This window comes from Leptospiraceae bacterium (genome assembly GCA_016708435.1).
Taxonomy (GTDB): Bacteria; Spirochaetota; Leptospiria; order Leptospirales; family Leptospiraceae; genus UBA2033.
This window is the reverse complement of the sequence record JADJFV010000032.1, coordinates 77,701-98,625: the sequence shown is the minus strand read 5'-3', so window position 1 is coordinate 98,625 and position 20,925 is coordinate 77,701. Positions and strand designations below refer to the sequence as shown.

Below are 20,925 nucleotides of genomic sequence, written 5' to 3'. Positions count from 1 at the left end.
TAACTCATTGTCCTGAAATGCAACGAATGTAATGGTAGGTATCTGTGTTCTTTGGACTGTTAGACAAAGATCCATCACTGAAATATACAGTCAAAGCGTTTTGATCTAAAGTGGCATAAGTAGCGGAAGACCAGTAATTGTAGGCAACAGTATTTGGAAATAAACCATTAACCGCTGGTGAGGAAAAATTTCCAAGCGAACAGCCCATATACATAACCGATGGCATTGTTTTATCAGTGCAATGGATTAAAGTTTTTAGCTCACTGATAGTTGGAACTCTCCAATCTGTTTTTCCGGCAAAGATTAAATCATCGCAGGTATTGTATGCAGAGCTATATGCATTATTTAAAAAAGCACTTCCGAGTATTTGATTCAAATCTCCATTATTACAATTGTTTGAAACAGTAGAACAGAACTGATACGTGATTGGGGAGCCTATACATGTATTATTCGTAGAATCATAGGTTTGTCCTTGGGTGCATTTCATAAAAGTTAAAGTTTTTGCTGTATAAATATTTCCACCGAAAGTTCCCGCTATTCCATCAAACTGAATGGTTCCGTTGAAGTTATCCGTAAATGTTCCCCAACTGTAAGCAACTGGAATACTTGACCAGATAGATGTTGTTTTATCAGAAATTCCATTTGAACTTGCAGTGATAGTAGCTTTTGTAATTGTAAGGCTTCCCGATGATAAGGTGATAGTTTGCGCTGTATTATAATTCTGTGCGGTAAATAGTAAATTGCTGCTACTTACTGTAACTTCTCCCGTATTGGATTTAAGACTGACTGAAACATTTTGCTTCGGTTGCCTTTCCAATGATACTAGAATTATTGCCGTATTGTTTGCCTTTATGCTATTCGCACCCGCTATTATAATTCCATTCTCTAAGTATTGAACCGTTCCTGTATTGGAAATTCCTGTAGCATTTCCGGTAATCGTAACAGTCTCAGAAATTGAATTCGAGTCTATCGAGCCTGTAAGACCTATCGTTTGATTTGTGTTCCAGTTATCGGAGGTAAAAATAATCTGCGGAGTATCAATAGACAACTCTGTGAGAGACGAACTAAGAGTAACCGCAATATTTTCAAATGGCTTTTGTGTGAGTTTAACATTGATATTCCCCGTTGATCCTTCTACTATATTTCCATTCGAGATAGAAATCCAACTTCCCAATGTATCTGTATTTTTTATACTCAATGTTGTTGTCTCTATACTGCTTGAACTAATTGTTATCTGTGCAGTTTCGTCTATTTGATTATTATCTATCAATGCATTCAATGTGAAAGATTGTTCGATCGTGGAATAATTGGGGGCAAAAGTCAAAGTCGTGCTACTCGCATTCCCAACTTCTATGGCAGGATTGTCACTGGCTATGATAACGGTTTGCGTATCCGATGTTTTTAAAGAAAGACGAATATAAATGGTTTGAAATCCTCCTTCTGAAATCTTTGTCGGAACATTTCTTAGAGAAAAAGTATTCACCGGTGAGAGAGAGTTCGCCCTTTGGCTCAAATCGTCAATCAGCTTAGCAATAATTGGTAAAGGACCATCATAGCCATTGTTTAAAACTGCCTTTGGAGGCAATAGAAAGCAACAGTCGAAGAATAATGCAAATATTACTAAGATAATGGTTTTCATTTTCCTACCTCTCCCGCCATCTAGAATTGTATGCCTTTGATTCTACTCTGTCAACAACATGAAATATTATTCGCAACCCTCCCAATTAACCACTCTCTAGACTGAAACGGAAAAAAGTAGTATAGCTTAGATAAAATTTCACTATTCACTTTTCCCTATTTCTTTTTCTCTGATTTGATTGAAAGGAGGCTTGGAGATTTATGAATAGAATCTTCTTATTGTTGATTGTAGTTTTAGGACAATCTGTTATGGCTGACGTGGATCACAATATAAAAGGTGCATTTGGGGATAGAGCTGCCGGCATGAGCGGTGCTTATACTGCTGTATCGGATGACGCTTCTGGAGCCTATTATAATCCTGCGGGACTTGGGTTTATGTATGACAGTTCTTCGACTACCTCTACGTTTAGTGCGAGTGATACGAGATCTTCTTATTACAATTTACAAGGTCCTGGTCAAGGACTTACGGCTCATTCCTCCGGAATGCTTCCTTCCTATATTGGTGTAGCTAAGTCGATAGACAAATGGAGATATGCTTTTAGTCTCGTAAATCCTTCCGTGGAAAACTACGATCAGAGCATTCAAAGCTATACACCGGCGAGTATTAGCACTGTGAGTAGTGTTCAGTTTCAATTTACACAAAACAGCCAGATCACCTATACAGGTCCGAGCATTGCTTATCTTTTAACCGACAAACTCTCTATTGGTCTTACCATTTATGCCTTCCAAGATAAAAATCGTGCCTCGCAAAAATCTGTTTTTGGTTTAAAGGGAGGTGCCTATATAAATGAGTCTCTCGAACATACGAGGGATACGAGGGGAGTCATTCCCATTTTTGGTTTGCAGTATATGATTACAGAAAAAGTCGGCTTGGGTTTTTCTGCTAGAAAACCGTTTGCGACGTATAAGTATCAAAGAGACCAATACATTCAAACAAGTAGTTTTACACAAAGTGCAAGTGATATCAATCTATATGATAGTTCCACTCGTTATGACAATGCAATTCTCGGTCAGCCGCAGGCAATGAATCTCCCATCCAATACTCCACTCAAGCTTTTTGGCAAGCCTGTAACGAACGGAGGAATTCCAGAACCAGTTGAGTTAAGAATGGGAATATCTTATTTTTTATCCAAGCGATTTCTTGTGGCAGCGGACTGGATTCACACCTCTGATTTTTCAAAGTCCAAGAAAATATATGCCTATGAGCCCAGCGCTTCTCTAGTCATTTTGACAGACAGAGAGTATCGCGATTTGCGAGTCTATGCAACCGACAATTATGCTTTAGGATTAGAGTTTTTCTTAACAGACTTCATTGCACTCAGAGCAGGTTATCATACCAATCAATCGAATAGCAGAAATGTTTCTTGGTTAGAATCAGCAATAGCCGCAAACCTACGCACAAACGGGAAAGATCTAATTAATCTATCTAACTCAAACAGTTCCATAGTAATTTATCCAAACGGTCAGCAGAGCACTAGAATTCCGAACTATGTAAATTTAATAGGATACTCAGTTGGGATTTCTTATGAAACAAGTAATACTTCTTTAAGCTTAAACTATGTAATTGAATCAGGCAGAGGTAGTGCTCTTCCTATTAACTTTACTCCCATTGTTCCCTATGAGTTTGTAGATAGAAAAGTATACTTAGGTGCTTCTGTGAAAAAGTAATAAGAAGATTACCATCGATGAGCACCGATAAGGAAACGATAAGAATGGATATGAGTAATGTTATTCCAATGAACTCAGTTTCGCCTTGACAGATGAGTGAAAAAAGGAGAGAAGTAATTTATGAGCAGTGAAACGAAAAAAACACTTCTCCTTGTAGAAGATGAAGTTATTTTAGCTATGGCTAATAAGCAAACGCTTGAGAATTACGGATACAAAGTCATCGTTGCCACCTCCGGGGAAAAAGCCATTGAAGTGTTTAAGGAAACAAATTCTATCGAACTCATCCTAATGGATATAGATTTAGGAGAAGGTTTAGACGGAACGAAAGCAGCCGAGGCACTATTAGAACTAAAAGAAATCCCAGTAGTATTTCTTTCTAGTCATACAGAACCCGAAGTTGTTGAAAAAACAGAAAAGATTACTTCTTACGGTTATGTAGTGAAGAACTCAGGTCCTACTGTTCTTGATGCCTCTATTAAAATGGCATTTAAGCTTTTCAATGCGAACAAACAAATCAAAGAAAGCGAGGCTCGTTTAAGAGAGGTTCTTGAAAATTCCTCTGATGTTTCCTACAAACGCAATTTACAAACTAATTCCTATGATTATCTAAGCCCTGTTTTTGTTCTAATCTCTGGATATACGCAAGAAGAAATCAATAAAATGCCACTGGAAGCTGTGATGAACTTATTCCACGCAGATGATGCAGCGGAAACCAAGCGAGTGATTTCAAATGCACTAAATCACCCCGCCGGTGAATACGAAGTAAACTATCGCTTTAGGCATAAAAATGGTCAGTTCAGATGGTTTCATGATAAATTTACGGTGTTACGTGATGCCACTGGAAAACCGTTAGCACTGATTGGAAGCGTAAGTGATATTACAGAGCGTAAAAAGTCAGAGACAGCAGTTGAGTTACTCGCGCTTCGCAATCAAACATTACTGAACGCAACGAGTGATGGCATTCATGTAATGGATGATCAAGGAAAAATCATAGAAGTAAACCCGGCATTCTGTAAAATGCTAGGTTATACACGCGAAGAATTATTACAGCTTAAGATTACCGATTGGGATGTATTGTATTCAGAAAGACAAATCTTAGAAAAAATAGAAGAATTAATTGATCATCCCGCTGTATTTGAAACAAGGCATCGTCGTAAAGACGGTTCTTTATATGAAGTCGAAATCAATTGTATTTGTATTAAATTAGAAGACAGTAATTTTCTATATGCTTCTGCTCATGATATAACGGAACGGAAACGAGCAGAAGATTTATTGCAGCAGACCCGTCAGAATTACGAAACCTTCTTTAACACTATTGATGATTTTCTCTTCGTCTTAGATGAACAGGGAAAAATAGTCCATGAAAATTCAACTGTAACGAATCGACTCGGATATTCAAGAGAAGAGCTCCTCGGAAAATCTGTCCTTATGGTTCATCCTCCCGAGCGTCGTGAGGAAGTAGGCAGAATAGTAGGGGAAATGTTGAACGGAAAAGCAGAATTTTGTCCTGTTCCCGTTATCACAAAATCAGGCGTTCAAATTCCAGTTGAGACAAGGGTGTCTCTTGGTTCTTGGAATGGTAAGCCTGCCATCTTTGGAGTGACGAAAGATATTTCCAAGATTCAATTGTCAGAAGAAAAGTTTTCCAAATTGTTTTATATTAATCCGTCTGCCTGTGGATTAAGTGATTTAGAAGATCGCAAATACATTGAAGTCAACGAAGCATTTTATTCTCTACTTGGATTTGATAAAAATGAAGTGATTGGTAGAACAGCTACTGAGTTAGGCATATTAACTCCCGAAGTAATCGAAACAATTTTAGCGCAAGCAGATGAGAATGGTTGTGTAAATAATGTGGAAGCCGATTTAAGAACTAAGACCGGCGAAATTAAACATGTGCTATTATCCGCTGAAAACATTTTTGTTCAAAATAGAAAGTATCGCTTTACGGTTGCCCATGATATTACAGAGCGCAAACGAGCCGAGGAAGAAGTAAAAAACCTTCTCCAAGAAAAAGAAATCATACTAAAAGAAGTGCATCATCGCATTAAAAACAATATGAGCACAATTAATGGTCTACTTACTTTACAAGCAGAAAGTATGGAAGAGCCTTCACGTGGAAGAAATGCTCTCTTAGATGCGGGAAGCCGTGTGCAGAGTATGATGGTTTTATATGATAAATTATATCATACGACCAATTTCCAAAGAATATCTATAGCAAATTTCATTCCTTCCTTGGTAGATGAGATTGTAATCAATTTTCCTAATGCCGAGGTTGTTACAATTGAGAAAAACATTGATGATATTGAGCTAGATGTAAAGAGATTGCAAACACTTGGAATTATCATCAATGAACTCTTGACCAATATTATGAAGTATGCGTTTAATGGAAAAGAACAGGGAAGAATTAATATTTCGGTGAATCTAAATTCTACAACAAATGTAAATTCTATTTTCTTAGTTGTGGAAGACAATGGGAATAGTATTCCTGAATCCATTGATTTTCAAAACTCAACTGGTTTTGGACTCATGCTAGTTGGATTACTCACAAAACAGTTAAAAGGAAATATACGAATCGAGCGGGAAAATGGAACAAGAGTTATTTTAGAGTTCGAGATGTGAAATAGGACAGGATTATTCATACATAGAACTCACGGCAGTTTACTACCAACAACCGTTCTCGGGCCGGGGTCTGGGGGGGGGGGGGGGGGGTGGGGGGGGGGGGGGGGGGCGGGCATGTGCCGGGGGCGCCGGGCTCAACCCGGGGCCGCGGGGAATGAAGAAAAAAGCCGGAAAACCGGGGGTTGAAGAAGGAAAAGGGGGGTGTTAAAATACAGCGCAACACAAGGGAAGGCGAACCGGGAAGGTGCCCGGGTGGCGACAAACCTACTATAACAAAAGGGGAACAAACGCATAAGCAAACGGAACTAAATTTATTATTGAGTTTTCACATTAGTCAATTTACTCTTTGGTTGGATCGATTTGTCTTGCTTGTTCGAATGCAACTGTGTAGAGAATGGATTTTAAATTTGATTGCAAAGAAAAGAATAATATCCACGGCGCGGAAATAAATAGGATATAAGGTGATTTGATTAAAAATTCAAACACTTCTCTTGAACTCATTTCAGGAGTAATTGTCTGACCGATAAAATTTTCTATAATGAGTTGGATTAAGTAAAAGGGAAGCGAATTCGTAAATTGCAAACCAAGAGAAATCACGAAAGGCAGAACAACTAATATGCCGAAGTTTGGTTTGACTAGTTCAATGCTTCTTCCAAGGGAACCAAAACTTCTATCTTCTATGATGAGAGCCTGGAAAATAAATAAAAAATAAACGATTACAAAGATCACAGGTATTATACAAAAGAACAAAGAAATAGTTGTCATTAGAATATAAATGATTGTTAAAATAATGGAAACGGGCATTGCAGAAAGGACTTTTAAGAAAGTCTCCTCTACAGTAAGCATTTTCTCTGAATACCATTGAGACGTTGTGTGAATCATATATAGATCTATGAAATTTAATACTAGTAAAGCGGATAATACCAATAAACCAGTCTTATGCGCTTGCGTAAGTAAGATTTGTTTATAATCTTCTGGCTTGCTCGATATTTGAAGAATAAGAAGTCCTATTTCTTGAAATAAAAAATAAAATATCGCGGAGAGGATAACAGTCGTTATCGCTGAAATGACTATCCATTGTATCCAATTTTTTTTTAGTATTTGAAAAGAAACTTGGAACCATTTCTCTATTGTAAATTTTTCTTGCATGATTGCCTTCTCTATATCCAATTCTACATTTATCCATTTCGCCTTCCTCGTTACAAGTATTAATTATCCTTGAGTACAAAGCGGCTAAGGGTTAATTGAGCTTAGCCAATAGATTTTTTTCGAGAGAATAAAAACTTAATGCATAGACGTTATAATTCGTGAAGAATATTAGTGTATAATTCTTAAGAAAATAGTGTAAGGACATTAAAAATGAAAGGCGTAGTTTACAAATACCTCAATGATTACTTTCAAAGCCTAGGGCTTTCTGAAAATTCCCTTTCTGGTAAAACGAAAATAAGATCTATTCGTATTCAAGTTTCCTTAAAAGGAATTAATCTCTCCGAGCATGGACCTGATTCTATCGATGATCCAGCAGAGCTTGAAAAATTAAAAATCATTTTAAAAAGTTTAAATCTACCGGCGGCGGCATAATACATGTATAAAAATCAATATATTTCTTCTCAACTTTTTCACAACTCGGATGAAATTCCTTTAGCAGTGCAAGATAAAAATGCAGGATTAATCCTTTGTTTTTATGGGGCTGATTTCGATTATACGACACTTTTTCATACTCTTAAAAAAACAGGAATCCCGTTTTTAGGTTGTATGGATATCGCAAGACTTTCCAATTCAGAGTATCGCTTTGAGACAAATTCAGTTGCAGTCATGACAATTTCTAAAGAGATTCTAGAAAAAGTAGGAGTCATTGCCTATGATATGAGGAGAACTACGAGTAACCACTCGATGTATCAATCTAGCAAAGACGAATACTCTCGAATCTTAACAAAATTAGGCTTTGATCTTTCTTCTCCTGATATGGAGAGAGATTTTTCTATTAATCTACTCTTCGGACTTCAATCTGCCAATTCAGTATTATCCGCTCAAAACGAAGTGAGTCTATTTCAACAAACGGTAGGCGGAAGCTCCGGCGGGAAACTAGACTTTATTAGTTCTAGTGTAATTTCTAGTAAAGGTATGGGCTCGATTGGGGCAACAGCCGTAATCCGCTTAAAACCAGAATACTATTTTTTTATCGATCGTGCTTCTAGCTTTGATCCGATGGAAGGAATTCTCGCAGTTACAAAGCTTGCTTCTCCCCGTTACATTCTTGAACTAAACAATCGTCCTGCAGCAGAGGAATACGCGCGAGTCATCGGTAAATCCACTTCTGATTTGGGAGCTGCGGTATATGCAATGTATACTCTCGGAATTGAACCCGGTGACGGAGAAAAACTCATCACTAGTATTATGAAAGATGATGGAAAGACTGGTCTATTGACTTATAATGATTTGCTCGAAGGAGCTCATCTTAATATCTACAAAGCAAAACTTCAATACGAAGATCGTTTGGCAAAATTGCAAACAATCGACAAGGAAAAACTAATCGGATACATTTCCTTCGATTGTGTTCTATGCTATTTAGCAAGAGACGCCAACAAAGAAATCGAAACCATCGCCGCTCTCTATGAAACTGCATTCCCCGGCACTCCCAAAATAGGCTTCGGCACATTCAGCGAAAATTTCTGCGGCGCCAATGTAAACCAAACAGAGACTTATCTTGCGATTTTAAAGAGGTAGGGTTAATGGTTAATGGTTAATGGTTAATGGTTAATGGTTAATGGTTAATGGTTAATGGTTAATGGTTAATGGTTAATGGTTAATGGTTAATGGTTAATGGTTAATGGTTAATGGTTAATGGTTAATGGTTAATGGTTAATGGGGAATGGGGAATGGATTTAAGAAAGAAGATGAATCGCAAATAAAGTTTTCTTAATACAAAGCCCCTTTCCTTGGTTTGATTTGGCTATTGGTAGCTCGTAGTTTTAGCTGCATTTACAACACTAATCATTGTCGAATAGTGGAAAAGCTTAGTTTCTAAAAAATACCTTTTAAAATAAATTCTTTTATATTTTTTTTGGATGGATATTTCTGTTGCATAATTTCGTCATATATACTGATTCTATTTAATCGTTGCGCAAGATTTTATAGAATCAGTATAGACCATTTAGATTTATTTAAGATGGTGAGACGCAATTCTTTTTGAGAAATGGTATAAAGTATATGATGGGATTACAAATGAGGATTAAATTGCCAATGCTTTATAAATTGGTTCTATTAATTTCTTTAATCATCATTCCCTTTTATATACATTGCGCAAGAATCGATAGAATTCTTAATCAATACACTACAAAATCAAATGCTATTTATATAATCCTGCATGAGCAAGAATCTAAAATTATAAATCCATTTGTCCAGAGTTACGTATTATTTCAGCGACCCGTTACAAATATATGCCATACTTATATTTTTTTACACAGTATTGACTTATTAGAAATTGAAAGTGTAGATCAAATAAAGATTCTTTATCTTAACTCAGACCTTCCCCCTCCTGTTCACTGCTAATTAGAAGATCAGCACAATAATCAAAATTTCTATCTCACTATAATTGGTGATTTAGTATATTCGTGAATGCATTATTCAGGAGATATTAATATGTATGTTCTTTTTAAGAATGACAAATCCATTTTCTTTCAGCGGCTAATTACGCTTAATTTTAATTTAAGGCTACAAGGATATTACCCCAAGTTTAGGCTTATGACCATTATCCACATTTGTAATGCGTTCTTGAGCTTAGGGCTTATCCAATGTGGAGGGGTAGAGCATGATATTTCAGAGAAGACGCCAAAGGCAATTCCTTTATCGGAAGCGATTCCCGAATCAAATCCTAGTTCAGATTTAATTATTTCGACTAGAACAGTTCATGGGTATCCCCCTAAACAAATGCATGAAGTCACAATTAAAGTTCAGGAAGCTGTGCTTGTAATAGGAAGACCAAAGATTCCATTGAGCAACAAAGCTCATTTAGTATATCTATCGGGTAGTGGAACAGATTCGTTACTTTTTGAATACATTCAATCTGTGGGTAATGTTGTAGGCAAAGACTTAAATGATGGCAGTTCGAAAATAATTAGAGATGGAGCGATTCAATCATTAGCCACTAAAGCCGATATGACTCCTGCATTCATAAGTATTTTTTTCAAATGGAAATGGTTGAAGTGAAATTAGATAAGTCTATTCTTTGAAAAACTTTAGGCTTTTTTTCAAAAAACTAGAAGTCTAATAATTAGGGGGAAATGAATAGGGAAAAAGTAAGGAAGTCCCTATAAAGGAGTGTAATCATGAAAACAATTCTTATTGGTCTTTTAATATTAGTCTTCACTAGTTCCTGTTCGTCTTCGAAAGATAACAAAACAAAGATATTGGCTGCATCTTATTATTTCATGCTAACGCAAACGCAGCGTTTACCGACACAAGGATCGCCACAGGATTCACCCACACCTGTTTCACCTTCGACTAGTAGTGGAAGTTTTAAATATGCAGGAGAGAGAAGTGGTTTTTCGGGAGACAGCGCTTCTGATTTATTCAGTCTTACCAATAATGCAGCAATTGCATTTTCGGGCTTTTCCTATGCTAGGACGCAATGCATACAGCTACCCTGCGGAAATGATAAACTAGAGCGCTTTGATTATACGACAGGAAAGTTTACCACCGTTGCCTCTAGTATGTCGCCTCGCTATGGACATACTGCCGGCATATTGAAAGATGGAAATCTATATCTAGCGGGTGGTCGCTCAAGTCTTTCTTCAACATTGAAGAATGATATACAAATTTATAATCCAAACACAGGTCTATTCCTGAGTCAATATTCATTATTATCCGCAAGGGCTGGTCATGTCAGTATAGTTCTGAATGACGGAAGAATTTTATCTGCAGGTGGACTAACGGATGCAAATAGTAGTAATCCCACTACGTCAGCGGAAATTTTCAATCCATTTACGGGTAATCGATCTTATACAGGAAGTATGATTACCGCGAGGACGGGAGCTAAAGCGATTCTATTGTCAAATGGAAAAGTTTTGGTTTACGGTGGAGTTTCTTCTTCTGATGGTAGTATTGCTATTACAAGCTTAGAAATCTTTGACCCGTCAACAGAAACATTTCAATCAATAGGCGACTTGCTTGGTGCTAGAAAATCTTATTCTGCAACTCTCCTAAGAGATGGTTCTATTCTTGTGGTTGGTGGCTATTTGAATAATGTAGAGTTAACAAGTGCTGAAATTCTAAATATGAATACTTACACATCAAAAGCGACTGGGAGTGCTAACTTTTTTAGAATGTCTGGTTCAGCCGTATTGCTAAACGACGGGAATGTTTTATTCGCAGGATCGAACTCGGTGAAGAATGCAGAAATATATGATACAGCAAAGGGAGTATTTTCTACTATCGCATCTATGAATCAAGTTAGGGGAGCGCCTTTATCCACCTTATTATCAAACGGATTTGTTTTAATCTTAAATGGAAGCGAGAAGACTTCAGAAGTTTATTCTTATTAAAGTTGGCGGCACAGAATTTCCGCTTTGGTCTGCGCGATAAACTAGCGTCGATCAAAGCATTTCTAGAAGTAAGTTTTAATACCAAGCCTCATTTCTAAAACAAAAAAGCAAAACTTAAAACGCCAAAATTCGTCAAAGCCCATCCAGAGACAAACAAAGCCCATCCAGAGATGAACAAACCACGTCTAGAGACAAACAAACCACGTCTAAAGACAAACAAACCACGTCTAAAGACAAACAAAACCCGTCTAAAGACAAACAAATCACGTCTAGAGACAAACAAACTACGTCTAAAGACAAACAAATCCCATCTAAAGACAAACAAATCCCGTCTAAAGACAAACAAATCCCGCCTAGAGACAAACAAATCCAGTCCAAGGACAAACAAATCCCGTCAAAAGATGCACAAACACCGTCCATTTCCAAAAAATCCATCGGATGCGCAGGATTATAACACCAAACATCGGTGTCCATCGGGAGGTAATCTTTAAAAGTCTCCTTCTGTGCTTATTGGGGGGACTAACGGGAAAATTCTTGTATTGAACTCACTTGAATTAGGTATATTTACTTATCAAAGATGCGAATATGAGTTGCATAATGCGATGTATATTGGTTATAATGACAATTGTAGTGCAAGACGGTGGGGGTGTGAAATGAAAATTCTTTTAGTAGAGGATGAAGTGATTACTGCAATGGACATGAAAAATCGAATGCAAGGAGTTGGTTATACCGTCACAAATCATGTAGTAACTGGGGAAGAAGCAGTTGATTCTGTAAGATCGAATCCTCCGGATTTAATTTTAATGGATATCAGACTTGCAGATGATATGGATGGAATTGAGGCAATGTCAATTATTAAATCGGAACATGATATCCCCTTTGTTTTTATGACTGGCTATGACGAAGATGCCATGAAAGAAAGAGCAGAAAAACTCAACCCTTTAGGTTATTTTATAAAACCTCTCGAATTTCAGAAATTAAAAATTCTTTTAGATAACCATTTTGGTAATGGAGCAAGAAACGTTTAGGATTTAAAAAAATGAAACTGTATAATTGTTTACTAATAAAAAAAAAAGTAATATATTTTTTCATTTATATATTTCTATTCTGTCAATTCTCCTGTCATAATTTTGATATTCTTACGGAGAGTGAAAAGGAATGGTTAAAAGAACATCCAAACCTCATTGTTGGATTATCACCAAATGCCCCACCTTACCAATTCATAAATGACAAGGGTGAAGAAGTTGGAATATTTATTGATTTCTTAACAATTATTGAAGATCGAATAAACTATAAATTTAAAAGAATCTACCAATCAGATTTCCCCAGACTATTAAATGAAATAAAAGATGGAACTGTTGATGTTATACTTGAAGTCCAAAAAACGGATGCTAGGCAGCAATACTTAAATTTCACACCTCTACTTATATCTCACAAGCATGTGATTGTAGTTAGAAATACCGAACAAAGCATTACTTCAATTGCCGATTTAAAAAATAAAAAAATTGCAGTCGTAAATATGTATGCAGTTCAAGAGTTTTTAATAAAAAACTATCCCGATTATTCTTTGATTCCATTTTTCGATGATATTACTTGTTTAAGAGCTGTCTCTGTGGGGCAGGTTGATGCTTTCATATCGCAACAAGCTTCTACAACGTATTATATTGAAAATCAAGGCATTAGTAATTTGAGAATCGCAGGAGAAATCGATTATTCCAATGACCTTGCTATAGCAAATAGAAAAGATTTGGAACCCTTAAATTCAATTCTATCTAAAGCAGTGAATTCAATATCTAAAACGGAAAAGCAAAATATTTACAGCAAGTGGCTATCGAATGAAGTTAAACCTTTTTATTTTGAAGTTAAATTTTGGATAATAATTGCTGCTATATTTCTGATTGGCATTTCTGGTATTGGCTTATTCAGTCTATTTCTACAAAAAAAAGTTAAACAAAAAACAAATGAATTATTATTAGCCAAAGAAAAAGCCGAGGAAAATGAAAAATGCCAACAAACATTAAATCAGAAATTAGAATTCCTTTTTAGTATTTTACCCATTGGAATTACTGTATTAAATGGCGATGGTCATATTATAAAACAAAATGACCACATTAGTAGATTGCTAGAAATTTCTCCTGAAAATTTACTAAAAGGAGAGTATAAAAAAAAGAAAGTATTTAAAATCTGATTTCTCAGAAATGAACTTTGATGAATTCCCAAGCACAAGGATTCGTAAAGGGGAAAACGCAGTTCATAATGTCGAAATTGGAATCATAAAGGAAAATAATGAATTAATCTGGACAGAAGTAAGTGCTGTGGCTTGTTCATTCCCTCATTGGCGAGTTGTAATTGTTACAAACGATATTACGGAAAGAAAGAAAAGAGAAATTGAATTGCAAAAAGAGCATTCCAAGTTACAGGCTATTTTGGATTATTCCCCCGCGCTAATTTCTATTAAGGATCTGGATGGAAATATTTTACTTGCAAATAGAAGTTTTGCGGTCTTAGATGCTCCTCCCTTGAATGAATTCATAGGAAAAAATGTATTTGATGTCTTTCAAAAAGAAGTTGCTGAGAAGTTATGGAGTAACGATCTAGCTGCCTTAGAAAATGGAAGCCCTGTTTATTCAGAAGAAGTAGTAATGCATAAAGATGGAAATTGGCATACTTATTTAACAGTTAAATTTCCAATTTTCCTACAAAATAATCAACCTTTTGGAATATGCGCCATTTCGAATGATATCACAGAACGTATACAAAATGAAAATAAAATACTTCAATCCCTACGAGAAAAAGAAATTCTAATTAAAGAACTCTATCATAGAACAAGAAACACTTTGCAATTGATTGGAGGAATCCTAAGGCTTCAGTCTGCGGACTTTCAAGACAATGCTGAACTTAAAAAATTAGTTGATGAAACTGAAAAAAGAATCATTGCAATCTCTCTAGTGCACCAAATGCTTTATAAGAAACAGAATCTATCTCAAATTTCTATCAAAGAATATATTCATGACTTATCTGTTTTAATAATGGAAAGTTTTAATATTGCAAATAATAGAATTTCTTTGCATGTAAATATTGTGGAGCAATCCTTTCTTCTCGATACGGCAGTTCCATTTGGATTGATTATCAATGAACTTATGACGAATTCTTTAAAATATGGATTCCCAGACAATAGAAGTGGAAATATTTCAATCAATCTCATTCTTAACGATTCAGGAAATTATATTTTACAATACTCCGATAACGGTGTCGGTGTTTCAGAAGGATTTGATTTTAGAAAACAAAACACATTAGGACTAAAATTAATTTATAGCATCGCCGAAATACAAATGAAGGGAAATATTCTTATGGAAAGCAAAGAAGGAATCACCTGCACCTTTGAATTTCCAAAAACTTTATATAAGGCAAGAGTATAAAATCCCGTCCGTGAACTGACAAAGCTTATCAAATTCTCTGTCGGTTACTTTTATAAAAGTTCTGGAAATCATGTGCATTGTATACATTAATCGGTGCTATTTTTTTTAATTCTTTATTCAGTGATGAAAAGCTTTACAAAAATATTGAAGAATTAATATTTAGGTTCAGAATCTAATTTACTAAGAATAATAATGAACAGAATAAATAAAAAAACACTGCTTCTCGTGGAAGATGACCCACTAATGGCAATGGTAAATACAAAGCATTTAGAAAACTCTGGGTATACTGTTTTACATGCCCAATCAGGTAAAGAGGCTATCAATACAGTTCAAGTAAATAAGGAATTAGCTTTGATTCTAATGGATATAGACTTAGGAGATGACGAATATCTTGGAACAGACCTAGCGAAGTTAATTCTGGCAAATCATAATATACCGCTATTATTTTTTTCAAGCCATACAGAAAAAGAAATCGTTGAGTTAACAGAAAATATTACATCGTATGGTTATGTAGTAAAAAATTCAGGTGCCACAGTTCTAGATGCTTCAATCAAGATGGCTTTTAGGCTTTTTGAGGCAAAGGAAAAAGCAAAGTCTATCGAAGAAGAACTTATAAAGCATCAGATAGAATTACAGATGCAGATTGAAATGTTTCGTGCAGAGCAAGAAGAACGGGAAGCTTTATATCGTAAGTTCTTTGACTTCTACGATCTTTCTCCTATCGGTTATTTGACATTGGATGAAAAAGGATTGATTAAAGAATCAAATCTGACTGCACAAAAAATGTTAGGTGTTCACGCAAATCTAATAGACCGGAACTTTCATAATTTTATCTCAGAAGAAGATCAGGATTTATTTTATCTGTATAAAAAGAAATTTATAGACTCGAATTATACAAACCAAGCAAATGAATTACGCAAAGACGCTCCGCTATGTATCTCTATTTATTTGATTTACCAAGAAGCAATGAAATTTCCAATATACTTAACTTTAAGTTACCGAAATAAAGAGAATTCTACTCTTCGAGTGGCTATTATGAAGTATTCGAAAGAATAAATCATATATAAATTTTATTCCATTGACGAAAAAATAGAACTTTAGTTATATTGATAATGTTCACCTCTCAAACTCTCAAACTCTAAAACTCTCAAACTCTCAAACTCATCTAATAACTTCTTTAAGGAAAAATTATGAAATCATCCATTCTAATTGTAGATGATTCTCCCAAGAACATTCAAGTATTGGGAAATATTCTGCGCGATAAAGGATACAATATCTATGTTGCAACCTCTGGCGCACAAGCACTGGAATTAGTAAAAACAGAAACTCCGGATTTAATTTTATTAGATGTTCAAATGCCCGAAATGGATGGCTATGAAGTATGTAAAAGGCTTAAAGAGTCTGGGCATACAACTAAAATTCCAGTTATATTTTTAACAGCGAATGTAGAGACGGATGACATCGTGAAAGGATTTGAAATAGGTGCAGCGGATTATATTACTAAGCCGTTTCAATCTTTAGAATTATTAGTAAGAGTAAAAACTCAAATAGAAAATAAAAAGCTGAAAGAAAATCTAGAAGAGATAGTTGGAGAAAGAACGACTCAACTTAGAAATGCTCTGAGGATAATTGAAATATCCCAACATGATTTGATTGATCGATTAGGAAGAGCCGCAGAATTCAAAGACAACGAAACAGGAATGCATGTAAAAAGAATGAGCCATTATTGTGTTATCCTTGGCAGAGCCGCAAAATTGGATGAGACAAAATTGGAAATGTTATTAAGTGCAAGCATGATGCACGATGTAGGAAAAATTGGAATTGCTGATAATATTTTATTAAAACCAGGAAAATTAACTCCCGAAGAATTTGAAGTAATGAAAACTCATACAACGTTAGGCGCAGAGCTATTATCAGAAAGCAAATCTGAATTGCTAAAAATGGCTGAGAGCATCGCACTATCACACCATGAAAAATGGAATGGCAAAGGATATCCAAATGGTTTGAGTGGAGAAAATATTCCCATAGAAGTTAGAATTGTTTCTATCGCAGATGTTTTTGACGCTCTCACTTCGGAAAGACCATACAAAAAGGGATGGTCTGTGGAAGATGCAATCAACTTCATTCAAAAAGAAAAAGGACAGCACTTTGATCCAATTCTAGCAGACCTCTTTCTAGAACAACTCCCTGCCATTCTGGAAATAAAACAAAAGTTTCTAGGATAAACATAAATACAAAATGAAAAGCATAACTCCTTTTAAACGCAATCTGATTGTAACCTTTGTTTTATTGATTCTTCTTGCTATCGTATTCTCCATTTATGCTTGGTCAGAAAAACAAATTGATATAGCCAATGAACTTCGTCATGATTCCATTCTAATTGCAAATGAACTACGACAATCTTCCGAAGACTTAACTCGAATGGCTAGAGTTTATGTTGTAACAGGAAATCCAATCCATAAAAAATATTTCCAAGATATAATAGATATTCGAGATGGAAAAAAACCAAGACCGGATAATTACCATAAGCCTTACTGGATTATCATGCTGGCTACAGGAATCCCACCTAATCCTGATTCCAATCTAACAATTTCCCTCCTTGCTATGGTTCGACAAAAAGAATTCACCGAAGACGAATATCAAAAATTAGAAAAAGCAAAACAACTCTCTGATCTACTATCCAATACGGAAAACGAAGCACTTACCTTGGTAACTACAAACTATCCAAGCCAGGAAACAAATCGTGCTAAAGCAAGATTTTTACTTCACAACGAAAAATACTTTCAAGCAAAAGGCGAAATCATGAATCTCATCGGTGATTTCTATGAGATGGCAGATATTCGCACCTTAGAAATGGTAACGCATAATGAGAAGAATGCGCTAATAATGCGAGTAGTATTCATATTTTTAGGATTCGGACTTTTTTACATGGTATGGAAGACTTATCATTCTTTGAATCAAACATTGGGAGCAACTCTCGATGCTGTTCAAGCGAAGATTGCAAAAATTGGAAGCGGAGATTTTACTAACACGATTTCAATTGAAAATGCTCCACCAGGAAGTATACTAAGATGGTTACTCGAAATGCAAAATATACTTCATGCTGCGGAAATTAAACGTAAAAAAGCAGATGAAGCGCTTAAAGAAAGTAAGGAACTTTTCCACAAGACACTCGAACTAGGCGTTGTCGGTATGGCGACTACTCATCCCTATACATACTATTTTCTTTCTGCCAATCAGCATCTTTGTAAAATGTTAGGTTATACCGAAGAAGAATTGTTACAAAAAACATGGGTCGATATAACTTTTCCAAAAGATAAGGTCGAAGAGGATTCGGTCAATCTGGCAAATTTATTGAGTGGCAAATTGAATGGCTATGTAATGGAAAAACAATATCAGCACAAAGATGGACATATGCTTGATATTATCCTCTCGGTGCAAGGCGTTATGAAAATTGATGGAACGATTGATTATATCCTAATTCTAATCAATGACATTACCGAGCGTAAGCGAATAGAAAAAGCATTACACGATTCGGAACGCTTTAGCAGAGCAACTCTTGACGCTTTATCTGCACATATCGTTGTATTAAATGAGTATGGAGAAATTATTTTTGAAAACAAAGCATGGCGCGATTTTGGAGAGGATAATTCTCTTTTACCGTCAGAAAAACAGAAAAGTTATAATTACTTAAACGCCTGTGACAATGTTCCCGCAGAATCTATAGATTCTGTATTTGCAAAAGCATCTGCAGACGGCATTCGAGCAGTCATCCGAGGGGAAATTCAAACATATGATATCGAATACCCTTGCGATTCCCCGACAGAGGAACGCTGGTTTATTATGAATGTAACGCGCTTTCAAGGAGAAGGTCAAGTTTTAGTTACTGTTTCGCATGAAAATATTTCGAAGCGAAAAAAAGCAGAGAACGATTTAAGTAATTTAAACAAAACATTAGAGCATAAAGTAAAGGAACGAACATCCGAACTTTCTGAATCAAATGATAAACTGATGGAAGAGATTCAATTTCGTAAACTAGCAGAAGAAGCTACAATTAATAGCGAACAACGATTACGTGCATTTATGGATGCAGCAACAGATAATTTCAGTATTTACGATTCCAAACTAAATTTGCTTGATCTAAATGAAGTCTGTCTTGAATGGCTCCACAATACAAATAGAGAAGAAGCAATCGGAAAAAATATATTAGAACTTTCGCTTGGATTAAGTGGATCAGAAATATTTGAAACCTACCAAAGTGTAATTAAAACGAGGAAGGCATTTGTAGCAGATTCTGTTTTACCGGCAGACCTAAATAGGAAAGTAAAATATATTTCAGTGAAGGCTTTTAAGGTGGGTGAGGGCATGGGGCTAATCTTAACAGATGTCACTGAAACTAAAAAGCTAGAAAGTGAACTATTAGAACAAAAAGAAAATCTGTTTAACATTTTGGAGAATTTGATTGCTGGTGTGGTTAGGATAAACAAGGAAGGAATGATTGTTTATGCAAATCATACTGCTTCAGAAATATTAAACATCGAGAGAGATGAAATTACGAACCAATATTTCAATTCAAAGGACTGGAGGCAAATTGACGAAAAGGGCGATCCTTTTCCACCGGAGAAATTACCCTTAGCGATTGCTATGACCGAACTACGCGAAGTAGTTAATATAGAGCATGGCTTAATCGACGATACCGGTAATCGTAAATGGTTAATCGTAAACGCATACCCACTTTTGGATTCAGATAATATGTTAGAAGGTGCCATTGCTAACTTTATAGATATAACAAATCGAAAAATTGCAGAAACCAAAATAAAAGAAAGCGAAGAACGTTTTAATCAAATGTTTGAGCGGCATAATGCAATTATGCTGTTAGGAGATCCAGAAACTGGATTAATCCTAAAAGCTAATCAAGCAGCGATTCAGTTCTATGGATATAAAGATTTAGGTAATGGGCAAATGTATGCTAAAGATATAAATGCATTATCACAAAAAGAAATACAGGATAGAATGAATGCTGCGAAGAACAGGCAACAGAATTATTTTGTTTTGCCGCATAAGTTGGCAAGTGGTGAGAATCGAATCGTAGAAATGTATGCAACGCCCATTGATTATAAAAATAAGAAAATTATTTTTGCAATTATACATGATGTAACAGAGCGCAATGTATTAGAAAAATCTTTATTAGATTTTAAGTTTGCCTTAGATGAACATGCGATAGTCGCAATCACAGATGTGAATGGACAAATTACATACGCGAATGATAAATTTTGTGAAATCTCCAAATACAATCGAGAAGAATTAATTGGAAAAACGCATCGACTTATCAATTCCGGCTATCACTCAAAAGAGTTTATGCAAAAGTTTTGGGATACAATTAAGAATGGAAAAGTATGGAAGGGAGACATTAAAAACCAAGCAAAGGATGGATCGTATTATTGGGTAAACAGCACTCTCATTCCCTTTCTTGATTTGAAAGGAAATCCAACACAATACATTGCAATTAGGACAGATATTACAGAAAGAAAGCGAATCGAAGAGGAATTGCTTCAAGTCAAAGAGCGTCAAGAAGCACTTCTGAATGCAATTCCAGATTTAATCTTTAGAATGAATGGACAGGGTGTTTATTTAGATGTGAAAGCACTTCCTGACAATACAATTATTTCCAAAGAAAAAATAATCGGAGAGAATTATGCCAATATACCGCTACCTTCTCCTGCTAAGGAAGAATTATGGCACTGCTTACAAGTTGCTTTAGATACAGGAGAAATACAGACCTATGAATATGAAGTCCCATTTGAAGAAGGTATACGTTACTTTGAAGCTCGTATTGTAAAAAGTGGTCAGAATGAAACTGTAAGTATTATTCGAGATGTCACAGAAAAAAAACAACTGGAGACTAAAGCAAAAGAACACCTAGAATTGTTCCATGCATTCTTTCAGTCTAGTCCAACTGCCATTGCACTAAATCGAATCTCTGACGGACGTTTCATCGAAGTGAATGATAGCTTTTGAAAATGCTTGGCTATAAT

Annotated in this window: 16 protein-coding genes; 14 read left to right on the top strand and 2 right to left on the bottom strand. The window is 35.6% G+C overall.

Going from position 1 to position 20,925, the window contains the following annotated elements; translation table 11 throughout:
- Positions 1 to 4: 4 nt before the first annotated feature.
- Positions 5 to 1,639 carry a DUF1566 domain-containing protein gene (locus IPH52_20415; GenBank protein MBK7057365.1) on the bottom strand — a complete coding sequence of 545 codons (1,635 nt, stop codon included), beginning with the start codon at positions 1,637 to 1,639 and terminating at the stop codon, positions 5 to 7.
- 200 nt (positions 1,640 to 1,839) lie between these two features.
- Here IPH52_20415 and IPH52_20410 point away from each other — a divergent pair, with 200 nt between their 5' ends.
- Together IPH52_20410 and IPH52_20405 are read left to right on the top strand one after the other, a co-directional pair.
- Positions 1,840 to 3,306 carry an outer membrane protein transport protein gene (locus IPH52_20410; protein ID MBK7057364.1) on the top strand — a complete coding sequence of 489 codons (1,467 nt, stop codon included), beginning with the start codon at positions 1,840 to 1,842 and terminating at the stop codon, positions 3,304 to 3,306.
- A 120-nt stretch (positions 3,307 to 3,426) separates the two neighbouring features.
- Positions 3,427 to 5,928 carry a PAS domain S-box protein gene (locus IPH52_20405; GenBank protein ID MBK7057363.1) on the top strand — a complete coding sequence of 834 codons (2,502 nt, stop codon included), beginning with the start codon at positions 3,427 to 3,429 and terminating at the stop codon, positions 5,926 to 5,928.
- Positions 5,929 to 6,267: 339 nt separating this feature from the next.
- Here IPH52_20405 and IPH52_20400 read toward each other — a convergent pair whose 3' ends face one another.
- Positions 6,268 to 7,077, bottom strand: coding sequence for a hypothetical protein (locus IPH52_20400; protein ID MBK7057362.1), 810 nt, complete (start codon positions 7,075 to 7,077; stop codon positions 6,268 to 6,270).
- Between the two features lie 210 nt (positions 7,078 to 7,287).
- Here IPH52_20400 and IPH52_20395 point away from each other — a divergent pair, with 210 nt between their 5' ends.
- From IPH52_20395 to IPH52_20340, 12 genes are all read left to right on the top strand, one after another.
- Entirely contained in the window at positions 7,288 to 7,509 is a 222-nt protein-coding gene (locus IPH52_20395) for a hypothetical protein (GenBank protein ID MBK7057361.1), read from the top strand.
- 3 nt (positions 7,510 to 7,512) lie between these two features.
- Positions 7,513 to 8,655 carry an FIST C-terminal domain-containing protein gene (locus IPH52_20390; GenBank protein ID MBK7057360.1) on the top strand — a complete coding sequence of 381 codons (1,143 nt, stop codon included), beginning with the start codon at positions 7,513 to 7,515 and terminating at the stop codon, positions 8,653 to 8,655.
- A 516-nt stretch (positions 8,656 to 9,171) separates the two neighbouring features.
- A complete protein-coding gene (locus IPH52_20385; GenBank protein ID MBK7057359.1) occupies positions 9,172 to 9,480 on the top strand; it encodes a hypothetical protein in 309 nt (102 codons plus the stop codon).
- 90 nt (positions 9,481 to 9,570) lie between these two features.
- The gene (locus IPH52_20380) at positions 9,571 to 10,137 is read left to right on the top strand and encodes a hypothetical protein (protein ID MBK7057358.1); all 567 of its coding nucleotides are present in this window, start codon (positions 9,571 to 9,573) and stop codon (positions 10,135 to 10,137) included.
- Positions 10,138 to 10,256: 119 nt separating this feature from the next.
- Complete coding sequence (locus IPH52_20375; GenBank protein MBK7057357.1) at positions 10,257 to 11,471, top strand: hypothetical protein; 1,215 nt, start codon at positions 10,257 to 10,259, stop codon at positions 11,469 to 11,471.
- A gap of 170 nt (positions 11,472 to 11,641) precedes the next feature.
- Entirely contained in the window at positions 11,642 to 11,962 is a 321-nt protein-coding gene (locus IPH52_20370) for a DUF874 family protein (GenBank protein ID MBK7057356.1), read from the top strand.
- A 162-nt stretch (positions 11,963 to 12,124) separates the two neighbouring features.
- Complete coding sequence (locus tag IPH52_20365) at positions 12,125 to 12,499, top strand: response regulator (GenBank protein MBK7057355.1); 375 nt, start codon at positions 12,125 to 12,127, stop codon at positions 12,497 to 12,499.
- Between the two features lie 11 nt (positions 12,500 to 12,510).
- A complete protein-coding gene (locus IPH52_20360; GenBank protein ID MBK7057354.1) occupies positions 12,511 to 13,659 on the top strand; it encodes a transporter substrate-binding domain-containing protein in 1,149 nt (382 codons plus the stop codon).
- 10 nt (positions 13,660 to 13,669) lie between these two features.
- On the top strand, positions 13,670 to 14,890 hold the full coding sequence (locus IPH52_20355) for a PAS domain S-box protein (protein ID MBK7057353.1): 1,221 nt from the start codon (positions 13,670 to 13,672) through the stop codon (positions 14,888 to 14,890).
- Positions 14,891 to 15,082: 192 nt separating this feature from the next.
- Positions 15,083 to 15,946, top strand: a complete 864-nt coding sequence (locus IPH52_20350; GenBank protein MBK7057352.1) for a response regulator — start codon at positions 15,083 to 15,085, stop codon at positions 15,944 to 15,946.
- A gap of 134 nt (positions 15,947 to 16,080) precedes the next feature.
- Positions 16,081 to 17,115: a response regulator gene (locus IPH52_20345; GenBank protein MBK7057351.1), complete on the top strand. Its 1,035-nt coding sequence runs from the start codon at positions 16,081 to 16,083 to the stop codon at positions 17,113 to 17,115.
- A gap of 13 nt (positions 17,116 to 17,128) precedes the next feature.
- The gene (locus IPH52_20340; GenBank protein MBK7057350.1) at positions 17,129 to 20,908 is read left to right on the top strand and encodes a PAS domain S-box protein; all 3,780 of its coding nucleotides are present in this window, start codon (positions 17,129 to 17,131) and stop codon (positions 20,906 to 20,908) included.
- The last annotated feature ends 17 nt before the right edge of the window (positions 20,909 to 20,925 follow it).